This window comes from Methylobacterium sp. J-026 (assembly GCF_022829585.1).
Taxonomy (GTDB): Bacteria; Pseudomonadota; Alphaproteobacteria; order Rhizobiales; family Beijerinckiaceae; genus Methylobacterium.
On record NZ_JAKSYC010000284.1, the window covers coordinates 36,212 to 48,923 of the forward strand.

A 12,712-nucleotide genomic window follows, 5' to 3' on the forward strand; every position below is an offset into this window, starting at 1 on the left:
GGCGGTTCGAGACCCTGACGTATGAAGCACGCGCTGCTGGCCTGCCTCGCTGCCCTGTGCCTTGCGGGGTCGATCGCGCATGCCGCCCCGGGCGAGGCGTCCAAGCCGGCGCTGCCGGCGAACGGCGCCCCGCCGGTCGAGACGGCGACGCCGCATCCGGCCGCTTCGCCCGGCGAGGCGGCGTCGCGACAGACCGTCAGCGCCCGGGTGGAGCGCCGCCGTCGATCCTACGCGGCCTGCAACCGCGCCTCGCACCAGCGGGGCCTGCGCGGCGGCAAGAGGCGGCGCTTCCTGATCCGCTGCCGCCTCGGCTACGAGCGGACCCGCAGCCAGGCGGGACAGCCCGTCGGGCAGCCGACCCAGCCGGGCCGGAAGCCGTGACGCGGTCCTACGATTCCCCGCCGCCCGGACGGCCGCCGACCCGAATCCGGCGATGAGGCTCGTCGTGTTCGACGTCGACGGGACCCTCGTCGACAGCCAGCACTTCATCGTGGCCGCCCAGGGGCTCGCCTTCGCGGAGAACGGCCTGCCCGCTCCGGGACGGCGGGAGGCGCTGTCGGTGGTGGGCCTGTCGCTGCCGCAGGCGTTCCGCCGCCTCGTCGGGGAGGACGGGCCGATCGCCGAACTCTCGGAGAGCTACAAGCAGGCCTACAACCGGCTGCGCCTCGATCCCGCCTACGAGGAGCCGCTGTTTCCCGGGATGGCCGACCTTCTGGCCCGCCTGAAGGCCCGGGACGATATCTTGATCGGCCTGGCCACGGGCAAATCTCGCCGCGGCGTCGACCGGCTGGTGGCGCATCACGGCTGGACGGACTGGTTCGTCACCACGCAGAGCGCCGACGACGCCCCGTCGAAGCCCGATCCGGCCATGCTCGAGCAGGCCATGGCCGAGGCCGGCTGCACCCCCGACGCCACGATCATGGTCGGCGATACCACCTTCGACATCGCCATGGGCGTCGCGGCCGGCGCCGCTTCGATCGGGGTCGCCTGGGGCTATCACCCGCCCGAGGCCCTCTATGAGGCCGGCGCCGCGACCGTGGTGCCGAGCGCCAGCGCGCTGGAGGCTCGGCTCCTCGAATCCGCGGCGGCGCGATCCTGATACCGGGAGGCTCGCTTGCGGGCCCGGGAACGCCTATCTCGCACCCATGAGCGATGAGACGACAGATTGGCTCGGCCGACCGGGCGCGGATGAGAAGCCTGACCCGATGCGGGCTGCCCGCGGCCATGCCAAGCCGGCCCTGCCCCAGCGGTTCTACAAGCAGGCCGGCGTCTCCGAGGGGCCGGAGGGCTTCCGCCTGACCCTGGACGGGCGTCCGGCCAACACGCCGGCCCGCAACCCGCTCCGGCTGCCGACCCGGGCTCTGGCCGAGAAGGTCGCGGCCGAATGGGATGCCCAGGAGACGCAGATCGATCCGGCGCGGATGCCCCTGACCCGCCTCGCCAACACGGCCATCGACGGCGTCGCCCCCCGGCTGGACGCGGTGGCGGCCGACCTATGTGCCTATGCGGTCACCGATCTCGTCGCCTACCGGGCCGGGGAGCCCGACCGGCTGGTGGCCGCGCAGGGGGCGGCCTGGGATCCGGTCCTCGCCTGGGCCCGGGAGGCGTTCGGCGCCCGGGTGATCCTCAGCGAGGGCGTGATGCACGTGGAGCAGCCGCCCGATACCGTGCGGGCGCTCGCGGCCGCGGTCACGGCGGAGACCGATCCGTTCCGCTTGGCCGGCCTGCACACGCTGACGACGCTCACCGGCTCGCTCCTGATCGCGCTGGCGGTGCTCCGGGGTCACCTCAGGCCGGCGCAGGCCTGGGCGGCCGCCCATGTCGACGAGGCCTATCAAGCGGAGGTCTGGGGCCGGGACGCCGAGGCGGAGGCCCGTCTCGAAGCCCGCCGCGCCGAGTTCGAAGCCGCGGCCGACTTCGTGGAGGGCCGCCGCTGAGCGGCCTACCCTGCGGCGGCCGGGCCCGGCCGATGCACGCGCGCAACAAACCGAAACTTGCGATGCGTGCCCGGTGTCGTCGGCTGACACGCGGTGGAGACTGATTTAAAGTCTGTCCCATCACGTCCGGGTCGACCATGTACGCCGATCAGACCATTCGTTGCAGGTTCGAAGGCGAGATGACCTCGCTCGTCGCGCGTATGCAATCCTACGGCGATGCGCGTGATCGCTATGCCCTCTTCGACGCCCTGAGGGATCTCGAAGATCGGGCCGTCGCCGGGGGCGCCCCGGTCCTGACCTTGCGCAAGATTGCGGAGGTACGCTTCCTCGTCGGGATCCTACGCGAGGCGGTCCGCCCCTTTCCGGCGGCCTCCCTGCGGACTGTGCTGCGCGCGTGCGGCCCGAGGGGTGCGTCCGGGGGCGCGGCAGCGGTCGCGGTCGGGGGGATTTAGGATTGCGTTCGGACCGGCCTCACACCGGCTCCGACAACGCCGCCTGCAGCTTCGCCTCGAGGGCGGCCGGCTTGGTGCCGGGGGCGTAGCGGGCGATGGCTCGGCCGTCGCGACCCACCAGGAACTTCGTGAAGTTCCACTTCACGGCCCGCGAGCCGAACAATCCGGGCCGGGTCCGGGTCAGGTGATCGAACAGCGGCTCGATCCCGGGGCCCTTCACGGCCACCTTGGCGAGCACCGGAAAGCTGACATCGTAGGTCAGGCTGCAGAAGCGCTCGATCGCGGCGGCGTCACCAGGCTCCTGGGCGCCGAACTGGTTGCAGGGGAAACCCAGGACCGTGAGGCCCGCGTCCCGATACCGCCGCCAGAGCGTTTCGAGCCCTGCATATTGCGGCGTGAACCCGCAGCGGGAGGCCGTATTCACGATGAGCAGCGCCCGACCGCGATGCTGGGACAACGGGTAGGGCGTGCCGTCGGCGGCGGTGACGGTGAAATCGTGAACCGTGGTCATGCGCGATCAGTCGGGCAAACCGACCCGCGCCGCAAGGATCGCCGTACCCCACCTGCCGCGCCGTCAGGCCGGATCCGCACTCAGGCGGGGGCCTTCTCCACGTCGAAGGTCAGACCCTGAGGCGTCATCCGCTCGCGGGAGACGATACGGTCCGCGGCCGATATCACCCCGAGGCTGACGTCGCGGTCGGGCAGGACGACGGTCGTGCTCTTGTTCACATGGACCAGCACGTGCCGGCGCTGCGGCACCGAGGCGACGGCCCAGCGCTTGAGCTGCGCGTAATAGGGCTCGCGCCGCCACGCATTCGCCTGCCCGGGATCGACCTGCACGTTCATGTTGCGGGTGAGCGGATCCAGGGCCAGCACCATCTTGGCGCGGTCGGGCTTCCATTCCGGCCCGAGCCAGCTCTCCGTCATCCACAGGCAGTGGAAGGCCCGGCAATGGTCGGGGCGGGTGGCGTGGATCGCGCAGCCCTGTCCGGCCCGCGTATGGCGGCACCACGTACCCGCCACGCTCTCCACCGCCGGCACGTCGTAGACCTTGCAGCAGAGCGTGCAGGCACCGCAGCTGCGGCCGGGAGCGGGCTGGGCCACGAAGGTTTCGGGATTCAGCATGGGTCGTGCGTCGCCAGGCACCGTCGCTTGCGGCATGCGTCCGGCAACGGCCGGACGCGGTTCCGACGGGCTACCTGCCGGTGCTTCGGGTCGGTAGTGTGGCGGTCGATCCCCTCGGGATGAGGACCTTGCAGCCGATGCTCTCGAATCTCGCGACCCGCGACGTCGAAACCCTGCTTCACCCCTACACCAACCTGTCGACGCACCGGCAGGTGGGCCCGCTGGTTCTGGAGCGCGGCGAGGGCGTCCACGTCTTCGACGCGGAGGGGCGCTCCTACATCGAGGGCATGTCGGGTCTGTGGTGCACGGCGCTCGGCTATTCGAACGCCGAACTCGTCGAGGCGGCCCGGGCGCAGATGGCGCGGCTGCCGTTCACGCACCTGTTCTCGGGGCGCAGCCATGATCCGGGGATCGAGCTCGCCGAGACCCTCAAGGAGCTGATGCCGGTTCCGACCGCGAAGATCTTCTTCACGTCCTCCGGTTCGGAGGCGAACGACACTCAGGTCAAGCTGACCTGGTACTACAACAACGCGCTGGGGCGTCCGCAGAAGAAAAAGATCATCGCCCGGCAGAAGGGCTATCACGGCGTCACGGTGGCGAGCGCCTCCATGACCGGCCTGACGGCGAACCACGCCGATTGGGACCTGCCGCTGCCGGGCTTCCTGCACGTCGCCTGCCCGCATTTCTATCGGGGCGCCCATCCGGGCGAGACCGAGGAGGCCTATTCGGGCCGGCTCGCCGCCGAGCTGGAGGAGACGATCCTGCGCGAGGGCCCCGAGACGGTGGCGGCCTTCATCGCCGAGCCGGTGATGGGCGCGGGCGGGGCGATCGTGCCGCCGCGGGGCTACTTCCCGGCGATCCAGGCGGTGCTGGCGAAGTTCGATGTCCGGCTCATTGCCGACGAGGTGATCTGCGGGTTCGGCCGCCTCGGCACGTGGTTCGGCAGCGAGGCCCTGGGGATCAAACCGGACTCGATCTCCTTCGCCAAGGCGCTCACCTCGGCCTACATGCCGCTGGGGGGCGTGAGCATCGACCCGGCGCTCGACGACGCCCTGGTCGCCCAGAGCCAGAAGCTCGGCACCTTCGGCCACGGCACGACCTATTCCGGTCACCCGGTCGCGGCTGCGGTGGCGCTGAAGGCGATCGAGATCTACCGGCGCGACCGCGTCATCGAGGGGGCGGCCGAGAAGGCACCGCACTTCCAGCGCCGGCTCTCGGCGCTCGCCGATCACGCCATCGTCGGCGAGGCGGGCGGCCTCGGTCTGATCGGCGGGCTGGAGATCGTCGCCGACAAGGGTAGCAAGCGGCAATACGATCCGAAGGCCGGCGTGGCGGCCCGCTGCGTGACCTTCGCGCAGGGCGAGGGGCTGATCGTGCGGTCGCTCGCCGGCGACCGGGTCGCGGTCTGTCCGCCGCTGATCATCACCCCCGACGAGATCGATGCGCTGTTCGACCGCCTCGGCCGGGCCCTCGACCGCACCCGCGACTGGATCCGCGCCGAGGGGCTGGAGGCGATGCCGGGCTGAGGCGGGGGCAGCGGCAACCTGGCTCGTAAAGCCGGTTTCCCTGCGCGCAGTCCTCGGGATGGCTTATCGAGAGCGGCGCGGCTCGATCAGCTTCGCAAGCCCTCCAACGCAAGATGGAGGGCGAGGGTCTCGACGAACAGGCGCGTTCGTACCGGCGTCCCCGCGGCCCCGAGCCAGACGGCCTGGACCGGAATCGGCGGGGGTTCGAATTCCGCGAGCACTATCTTCAGGCGGCCGTGATCGAGATCCGCCTGGATCTGCCAGAGCGGGGCGAGGCCGAGGCCGGCACCCGCCGCGACGGCCGCATTGGCTGCGGTCGCCTCGTTGCAGCGAAGAGTCCCATGCACCGGGATGCGCGCGGGCTGGCCGTCGATCACGACGGGCCACGCATCGCCTTCGGGCCCGAAGGTCCGGACGACGCAGACGTGATTGCCCAGGTCCTCCGGCCTCCGAGGCATGCCGTGGTGCGCGAGATATTCCGGCGCGGCGACGATCACCCGGCGCAGTTGCGCGAGGGGGCGGATCTTCAGGTGGAGCGGACCGGGGTCGCCGATCCGGATCGCGACGTCCAGCCGCTCATCGACGAGATTGGCTTGCGCATCGGATAGGATCAGGTCGATCTCGAGCTCCGTGTGCCGTTCGAGGAACGTGACGCAGGCCGGGACGACGTGCCGCGGCGCGAACAGGACCGGGGCGCCGACCCGCAACGTTCCGGCGACGCGCTCGCTGTCGCGGCCGATCTCCGCGCGCGCGCTGTCGATCTCGATCAACGCCGCCTTGATGCGGGCGTGAAACAACAGACCCGCCGCCGTCGGCTGCAATCGACGCGTCGTGCGACGGACCAGTTCGACCCCGAGTTCGCTCTCCAGCCCCGAGAGCGCCCGGCTCACCGATTGTAGCGACACGCCAAGATGCCGGGCTGCGACCGTCAGGCTTCCGCGATCGACGATCTCGACGAACGTTCGGTATCTGTCCAGGGACGACATCAATCTCACGACTTTTGTGAGAGTCTATCTCGGAACGGTTTTATTGTCACTATAAAATCAGCGAGCTATGATTTGGTCATTGGAAAGATCAAATTCGGCGGATTTTCATGAATTACTCTGCTCATACACAGTCTATCGGATCTGGTAACATCAGAACACCCTCTAGAAGTTTCGTGATAACACTAGCCATAGCGGCTGGCGTCATCGTTCTGAGCCTGTTCGCCTCGCAGCCGCTCGCGGGTCTTATCGGACCGTCGCTCGGGCTCGATGCAGCAGAAACCAGCCTCGTCACGACGGTCACGCTGCTGGGCTACGCCGGCGGATTGTTCCTTCTGGTGCCATTGACCGACCTGATCGAGAATCGTCGGCTCATCGGACGGACGCTCACGGCCGGAACGCTCGCGCTCTTCGTGGCCGCCGTGGCGCCCTCGGCGCCGCTCTTTCTGATCGCCTCGTTCCTGATCGGGCTGACCGCCAGCGCGATCCAGATGCTCGTGCCGATCGCCGCCAGCCTCGCGCCGGAGGCCGAGCGCGGGCGCGTCGTCGGAAACGTCATGACCGGCCTGATGCTCGGGATCCTGCTGTCCCGGCCGAGCGCGAGCGTAATCGCCGAATATGCCGGATGGCGCTGGTTCTACGGGCTGCTCGCCGGCCTCGTCGCGTTGCTCACGATCATCATCGCACGGACCATCCCGGAGCGCCGGCCGTCCCAGAAGACCTCCTATCGCGGCCTGCTCGCTTCGTTGCTTGTGCTCCTCAAGGAGGAGCCCATCCTCCGGCGCCGGGCGGGCTATCAGGGGCTCTGCATGGCGGCCTTCGGGATCTTCTGGACCACGGTGGCCCTGCGGCTCGCTCTGCCGCCCTTCAACCTCGGCCAGACCGGAATCGCCGCCTTCTCTCTGACCGGTGCAGCCGGCGCCGTGATCGCGCCGATCGCCGGCCGCGCCGGCGACAGGGGCCTGACCCGACCTGCGACGATCCTCGCGCATCTGAGCGTCATCGCGGCCATGGTGCTGGCGGCCATGGGCGGGGCGGGATCCGCTGACGGGATGCCGGGGCCGGTCGCGCTCGCCGTGATGGCTTTCGCGGCCGTGATCCTCGACCTGGGTGTCATCGCCGATCAGGCGCTGGGCCGACGAGCGATCAACATGCTGCGGCCGGAGGCGCGGGGGCGCCTGAACGGGCTGTTCACCGGCCTGTTCTTCATCGGCGCAGCGCTGGGTTCGAGCCTTTCGGGCCTCACCTGGGTGCTCGTCGGCTGGTCGGGTGCCTGTGCGCTCGGCGGCCTGTTTGGCCTCGCTGCGCTCGCTCTCTCTCTCTTAGGGACGGACGCTCGCCGCAGGCTTGATGCGACGCCGGGCTCACACCGCGTCGCGTTGCGCCTCGGCCGGCCCGCTCGCCTGCACCCCCGTCGCAGTCAGCGGCGTGATCCGTAGGGTCGTGATCCGGTTCTTGGTCTTCCGGATCACCTGGAACCGGAAGCCGTGGAAATTGAAGGCGGTGCCCTGGTCGGGGATGGTCCGTGCCTCGTGGATGACGAGACCCGCGATGGTGGTGGCCTCCTCGTCCGGCAGGTTCCAGTCCATGGCCCGGTTCAGGTCGCGGATCGGGACGCCGCCGTCGACGTTCACCGAACCGTCGCCCTGCGGCCGGACCCCGGAGACCGTGACGTCGTGCTCGTCGGCGATCTCGCCGACGATCTCCTCCAGGATGTCCTCCAGGGTCACGAGGCCCATGACCTCGCCGTACTCGTCGACCACCAGGGCGAAATGGGTCTTCTTGGTGAGGAAGGCCTTGAGCTGGGCGCGCAGCGATGTTGTGCCCGGCACGAACCACGTCTCGAGCGCCAGCGCCTCGACTTTGAGCCCCGAGGCGTCCCCCCCCGCGGCGTCGAGCGCCCGGAGCAGATCCTTGGCGTGGAGCACGCCGACGATGTTCTCCGGCGTCCCCCGCCACAGGGGCATGCGCGTATAGGGCGAGGACAGCACCGCCCGCACGATGTCCTCGGAGGGCTGGTCGGCGTCGATCGCCCGCATCTTGGTGCGGTGGACCATCACGTCGGACACCAACAGGTCCGACAGGTCGAGCAGGCCGCCGAGCATGTCGCGCTCGGCCTTGGCGACGCCGCCCTCCCGGTGCATCAGCGCCACCTGGCCGCGCAGCTCCTCGGCGGCGGTGAGGATCGACTGGTGCTCACCGATGGTGACGCCGAATGGCTTCAGCATCAGCCGCACGAGGTGCTCGATCGCGATGGCGGCCGGGCCCATGATCGCCACCGCGAAGGCCACGGGCCGGGCGGTGAGCAGGGCCGCCTTGTCGGGCTTGGAGATGGCGAGCGTCTTGGGCAGCACCTCGGCAAAGACGATGACCAGCACCGACATGCCGACCGTGGCGTAGATCACGCCGTTCTTGCCGAATAGGGCCGTGAGCACGCTCGTGGTGAAGGCCGAGGCGCCGATCGCCACGATGTTGTAGCCGATCAGCATCGCGCCGATGAAGCGCTCGCGAATCGCCAGGATGCGGTTGACGATGGCGGCGCGCGGATCGCCCGCCTGTTCCAGGGCGTGCATCCGGGCCCGGGAGGCAGCCGTGAAGGCGGTCTCGGCGCCCGCGAAGAAGGCCGAGAGCAGCAACGAGATCACCACGATGCTCGCGGCGAACCACAGGTCGATATGGGTGTCCATCGGTTCCAAGAGGCACGACTCGTGCGGCGGGAAGGCCGCCCATATAGCGGGTCGCGCAGCTTATTGCGCGCCGATCCGGCGCACCGTCCACGTCGCCCAGTAGACCGGCCGGCCGTAGAGGCTCGATGTGTCGCGTCCGGAGGCGGTGGGCGCCAGCCGGTCGAGCCAGGTCAGGAACCCGGCCTTACTGGGGTAGATCGACGGCGTGTCGAGGTTGCCCTGCGCATCCGTCATCCAGAAATGGGCGCTCCGGTCATAGCGGCCGCTGCCGTCGCCGCCCGAGCGCAGGCCGAGATAGGCCGGCGAGCGGCCGGCCTCCACCGGATCCGCGTAGAGCGTGAGGGCACCGATCCCGTCGAGGTTCATGTCGGTGGTGTATTGCAGGCAGATATCGGCCACGGGACCGCCCGGCGCGTTGGCGGGCCGCTGGCAGGTATAGGACACCGCCCAGCGCTGCATCCCCTTGGCCCGCGCCACCCGCACGAGGCTCCCCGGCGGCAGCGGCCCGGCAAGCTTTCGGGCCGTGGACCACACCTTCGGGCCCGACAGGTCCTGCGCGGTGCGCAGGTAGAGCGCCGTACGCCGCTTCTCGGGGGCGAGGCCGCAATCCTCGGGCAGCACGTCGGTGTAGACGTAGTGGTAGGTGTGATCGACGACGCTGATCGATCCGGCGAGCCCGTGCGTCTCGAAGGCAGGCGCCGTGCAGGCGGACGCCACCGGCTTGCCGGCCTCGTCGATCACCGCCGCGGGATTGGGCGGCTCCCTCCGGCCCGAACCGGGGGCGAACGGGGTCCAGGCGAGGCCGTAGCCATCGGCGGTGCGGGTGCGGATCTCGAAGCTCTGGAAGTCGAGGGTGCGGGCCTCGATCTGTACCCGGCGCCGGACATCGGCCGGTCCGTCGGCGGGATCGTCCCGGTCGGACGTCCGGCGGCCGCGGCGGCCCTGCGTCTGCGTGTCCGAGTCGTCGGCCGCGGCGACCCGTTCCTGTCCGAGCAGGAACACGTAGCTGTAGGCCTCGCCGGCCCAGTCGCGCCCCGCGACCGCGATCGGGTCGCGCGGGCCGATCCCCTCGGCGGCCGGCGTCGGCTCGGACCAGCCGCGGGACCGCCCGCGCACCTCGGGCAGATCGACCCAGAACCGGTCGGCCGTGGGCGGCAGCGTCGTCACCAGGGCCTCGAAGGTCCGGCCGGTGCGCAGCGAACCGCCGTCCCGGCTGTCCGTGGCGCGCCGCTCCGGACAGGGCTCGTCCCGGCGGGATGCGATCGGAGTCTGACCCTGGAACAGAGTCTGGATCGGACCGGGCGCCTCAGTGCGGGGGAGCCGCAGGATCTGGACGCCGCGCACGAAGGCGCAGGGTGCTGGCGCGATCAGCACGCCCTCGGCCTCCGAGCCGTCCCGGCAGATCTCCAGCCCACCACCCCCGGTAACGAAGCAGCTCGGCGCGCCGCTTTCCATGCCGGCGGGACGCGCCGCGACGATGCCCGGCGCGATCAGCGCGGACACCACCAGCGCCCCGAGCCCCCCGAAGATCGGGATCAACGCGCGCCACGCGGCGGCGCGCCTGAACCTGCCATCATCGACTTGGGAGTAAACGGTATCGGCAAGCGATATTCGGGCCGTCTTCTGAGAAACCACGTCTATCGCCAGCATCGATCCGATCGTCGAAAAATTTTCCCGGCTCTAACCCACGGACGTCGGGCCGGGAAGTGGCGCGGACCACGCATGCGGCCTTCGATGGGGATGGGGCGAACCCGTCGCCCGCTCGCCCGTTGTCGCGGCTCGAGGGCCCGGCGGGCCCGACCCATTCACGTCCGGAGATCAGCGCATGGATATCCCCGTCGAGACCGTCACCGACATCGTCATGCGGTTGCGGGCGATCGAGGTGAAGGAGGGCGACACCGATCCGGATTCGGGTTCGAACCCGATCGACGACGGCTCCACCGACGTCCTCGTCGCCGGCACCGACGATGCGACGGAATCCGAGGTGCGCGGCGTGATCGCCGGGCTCGACGACGATTCCCGCGCGGAGTTGCTGGCCCTGCTCTATGTCGGGCGCGGCGACATGGAGCCGGAGGAGTGGGGCGAGGCGGTGCGCTTCGCCCGCGAGCGCGAGGCCGCCGGCGAAGGTGCCATGAAGGAACTGCTCGGCTCGCCCGATGCCGGAGACCTGCTGGAAGAGGGTTTGGACGCGATGGGGCTGAGCCCCGAGCTTCCGCAAGCCTGAACGGCCCGCCATGGCCTCGCGCGCAGGCAGGGGCGTCGCCAAGGCGCTGCGGATTCTCGTCCGCCCGGTCCGCCGCGCCCAGGGTCATGGCGGCAAGGGCCGCGGCGGGCTCGTGGTCGAGCCCTACCGCGGCTACGGCTCCCGGGATGCGATCTTCCTGATCGGCCGGGTCTTCCGGCAATCCCCCGGGATCCCGGGGGAGGATCCGGACTCGCTGCGGGCACAGTGGCGCGATCTGCGTCGCCGCATCGCCCGGCGGACGGTCGCCGGGGCAGTGGTGACCGCCGCGTTCGGCGGCGACCGGGCTCGCGTCGAGACCGACCGCGACGGTTACTTCCGCGTGCACCTGCACCCACAGGACTTTCCGAACGATCGCGGCCGCTGGCATCCGGTCGACCTCGTCCTTGAAGGACAACCGGCGATCCCCGCCGAGGGCGCGGTGTTCATCCCTCCGGACGGCTGCCGCTGCGTCGTGGTCAGCGACATCGACGACACGGTCATGCGCACCGGCGTCGCCAACAAGCTGAAGATGCTGTGGCGGCTGTTCGTGGAGGATGCCGAGAGCCGGGTCGCCTTCCCCGGGGTCGCCGCCCTGTACCGGGCGCTCCACGCGGGCGCCGGCGGCGCCGAGGGCAACCCGATGCTCTACGTCTCCCGCGCGCCCTGGGGCCTCTACGAGATGCTGTCGGAGTTCTTCCAGCGTCACGGCATTCCGGTGGGACCGGTGCTGTTCCTGCGGGAATGGGGGCTGTCCTGGACGCACCCGCTGCCGCGTCGCGCCACGGACCACAAGCAGGCGCTGATCCGCCACATGCTCGCCCTCTACCGGGACTTGCCCTTCGTGCTGATCGGCGACAGCGGCCAGCACGATCCGGAAGTCTATGCACAGATCGTCGAGGAGAATCCCGGGCGGGTGCTCGCGGTCTACATCCGCAACGTGTCCCGCGATGCCGCCCGGGTCGAGGAGATCGTGCGGCTGGCAGGCGCAGTCGCACGGGCGGGATCGAGCCTGGTCCTGGCCGCCGACAGTGTCGCCATGGCCGAGCACGCGGCCGCCATCGGCCTGATCGCCCCCGATACCGTGGCGGGGGTTGCCGACGAGCACGCCGCCGATGCGGAAACCGGGCCCCGGCGGGAGACCGCCCGGATCACGCCGGTGCCGTCGGGCACCGGCGGATCAGCCGGGGCGGCGATCGAGCCGGAGACCCTCGCGGACGCCCTGGCCGGAGAAGGCGCCGTACCGACAACGGTGGTGGTCGAGCCGGAGAACCCAGCCGGCCTACCCGGCATCAGGAGCTGATTGCGGGCCGGACGGCCCACCCGCAGAGGTGCTTCCCGGACGCGTCTGCAACCCGCTGAGCGAATAGGAACCCGGTTGTATCGGACCGGCGGCCTCACGAGATGTTGCAATGCAGCACTTCGGCGAACGCGCTTCACATCCCGGCCGCGGTCCCTAGCTTCCGCCGCTGTCGCGCCGGTCCCCGCTTACGGAGAGTCTGGAGCTCATTCGTGCAAACCTACACCCTGGCCATTTCCGACGGCGTCCTGTTCGCCTGCCTCCCCGACGAGGCCGACATCGCCTCCGCCATCACGGAGGCGACGGCCGTCAGCTACGGCTTCGGCCTGAATCTCGACATCGTCCGCGGCGCGACCCTCACGAATGCCGCGGGGCCCGACGATGAAGTCGTCTGGCAGGAGAGTCCCGACAGCGAACTGCTCGATGCGCAGGGCCGCCGCTACCGCTACGCCGTCCGCCGCACCTGCTGATTCCGCCCAGG

General features: G+C 70.2%; 14 protein-coding genes. 9 read left to right on the top strand and 5 right to left on the bottom strand.

The features are described from left to right. Positions 1 to 21: 21 nt before the first annotated feature. The 4 genes from MKK69_RS24340 (at position 22) to MKK69_RS24355 (ending at position 2,389) form a co-directional block, all read left to right on the top strand. Positions 22 to 381 (top strand): hypothetical protein, encoded by a 360-nt coding sequence (locus MKK69_RS24340; protein ID WP_243972157.1) that lies wholly within the window; start codon positions 22 to 24, stop codon positions 379 to 381. A 52-nt stretch (positions 382 to 433) separates the two neighbouring features. After that, positions 434 to 1,099 (top strand): HAD-IA family hydrolase, encoded by a 666-nt coding sequence (locus MKK69_RS24345; protein WP_243972159.1) that lies wholly within the window; start codon positions 434 to 436, stop codon positions 1,097 to 1,099. 46 nt (positions 1,100 to 1,145) lie between these two features. Further along, positions 1,146 to 1,937, top strand: coding sequence for an ATP12 family chaperone protein (locus tag MKK69_RS24350; RefSeq protein WP_243972160.1), 792 nt, complete (start codon positions 1,146 to 1,148; stop codon positions 1,935 to 1,937). A gap of 137 nt (positions 1,938 to 2,074) precedes the next feature. Continuing rightward, positions 2,075 to 2,389, top strand: a complete 315-nt coding sequence (locus tag MKK69_RS24355) for a hypothetical protein (RefSeq protein ID WP_243972162.1) — start codon at positions 2,075 to 2,077, stop codon at positions 2,387 to 2,389. 19 nt (positions 2,390 to 2,408) lie between these two features. On the opposite strand, the gene MKK69_RS24360 is transcribed toward MKK69_RS24355, so the two are convergent. Together MKK69_RS24360 and MKK69_RS24365 are read right to left on the bottom strand one after the other, a co-directional pair. Further along, positions 2,409 to 2,900 (bottom strand): glutathione peroxidase, encoded by a 492-nt coding sequence (locus tag MKK69_RS24360; RefSeq protein ID WP_243972164.1) that lies wholly within the window; start codon positions 2,898 to 2,900, stop codon positions 2,409 to 2,411. Positions 2,901 to 2,980: 80 nt separating this feature from the next. Then, entirely contained in the window at positions 2,981 to 3,514 is a 534-nt protein-coding gene (locus MKK69_RS24365) for a hypothetical protein (RefSeq protein WP_243972166.1), read from the bottom strand. 137 nt (positions 3,515 to 3,651) lie between these two features. Here MKK69_RS24365 and MKK69_RS24370 point away from each other — a divergent pair, with 137 nt between their 5' ends. After that, on the top strand, positions 3,652 to 5,040 hold the full coding sequence (locus MKK69_RS24370) for an aminotransferase (protein WP_243972303.1): 1,389 nt from the start codon (positions 3,652 to 3,654) through the stop codon (positions 5,038 to 5,040). An 86-nt stretch (positions 5,041 to 5,126) separates the two neighbouring features. Here MKK69_RS24370 and MKK69_RS24375 read toward each other — a convergent pair whose 3' ends face one another. Beyond that, on the bottom strand, positions 5,127 to 6,026 hold the full coding sequence (locus tag MKK69_RS24375; protein ID WP_243972168.1) for a LysR family transcriptional regulator: 900 nt from the start codon (positions 6,024 to 6,026) through the stop codon (positions 5,127 to 5,129). 173 nt (positions 6,027 to 6,199) lie between these two features. Here MKK69_RS24375 and MKK69_RS24380 point away from each other — a divergent pair, with 173 nt between their 5' ends. Next, positions 6,200 to 7,462: an MFS transporter gene (locus MKK69_RS24380; RefSeq protein WP_243972170.1), complete on the top strand. Its 1,263-nt coding sequence runs from the start codon at positions 6,200 to 6,202 to the stop codon at positions 7,460 to 7,462. Here MKK69_RS24380 and MKK69_RS24385 read toward each other — a convergent pair. Together MKK69_RS24385 and MKK69_RS24390 are read right to left on the bottom strand one after the other, a co-directional pair. Continuing rightward, positions 7,388 to 8,710 carry an HlyC/CorC family transporter gene (locus tag MKK69_RS24385; RefSeq protein WP_243972172.1) on the bottom strand — a complete coding sequence of 441 codons (1,323 nt, stop codon included), beginning with the start codon at positions 8,708 to 8,710 and terminating at the stop codon, positions 7,388 to 7,390. The two genes, MKK69_RS24380 and MKK69_RS24385, sit on opposite strands and share 75 nt — an antisense overlap. A gap of 60 nt (positions 8,711 to 8,770) precedes the next feature. After that, complete coding sequence (locus MKK69_RS24390) at positions 8,771 to 10,249, bottom strand: hypothetical protein (protein ID WP_243972174.1); 1,479 nt, start codon at positions 10,247 to 10,249, stop codon at positions 8,771 to 8,773. A gap of 286 nt (positions 10,250 to 10,535) precedes the next feature. Between MKK69_RS24390 and MKK69_RS24395 the strand changes: the two genes are divergently transcribed. From MKK69_RS24395 to MKK69_RS24405, 3 genes are all read left to right on the top strand, one after another. Next, positions 10,536 to 10,934 carry a DUF3775 domain-containing protein gene (locus MKK69_RS24395; RefSeq protein WP_243972176.1) on the top strand — a complete coding sequence of 133 codons (399 nt, stop codon included), beginning with the start codon at positions 10,536 to 10,538 and terminating at the stop codon, positions 10,932 to 10,934. A gap of 10 nt (positions 10,935 to 10,944) precedes the next feature. Next, positions 10,945 to 12,234, top strand: coding sequence for an App1 family protein (locus MKK69_RS24400; RefSeq protein WP_243972178.1), 1,290 nt, complete (start codon positions 10,945 to 10,947; stop codon positions 12,232 to 12,234). 209 nt (positions 12,235 to 12,443) lie between these two features. Further along, positions 12,444 to 12,701: a hypothetical protein gene (locus tag MKK69_RS24405; protein WP_243972180.1), complete on the top strand. Its 258-nt coding sequence runs from the start codon at positions 12,444 to 12,446 to the stop codon at positions 12,699 to 12,701. The last annotated feature ends 11 nt before the right edge of the window (positions 12,702 to 12,712 follow it).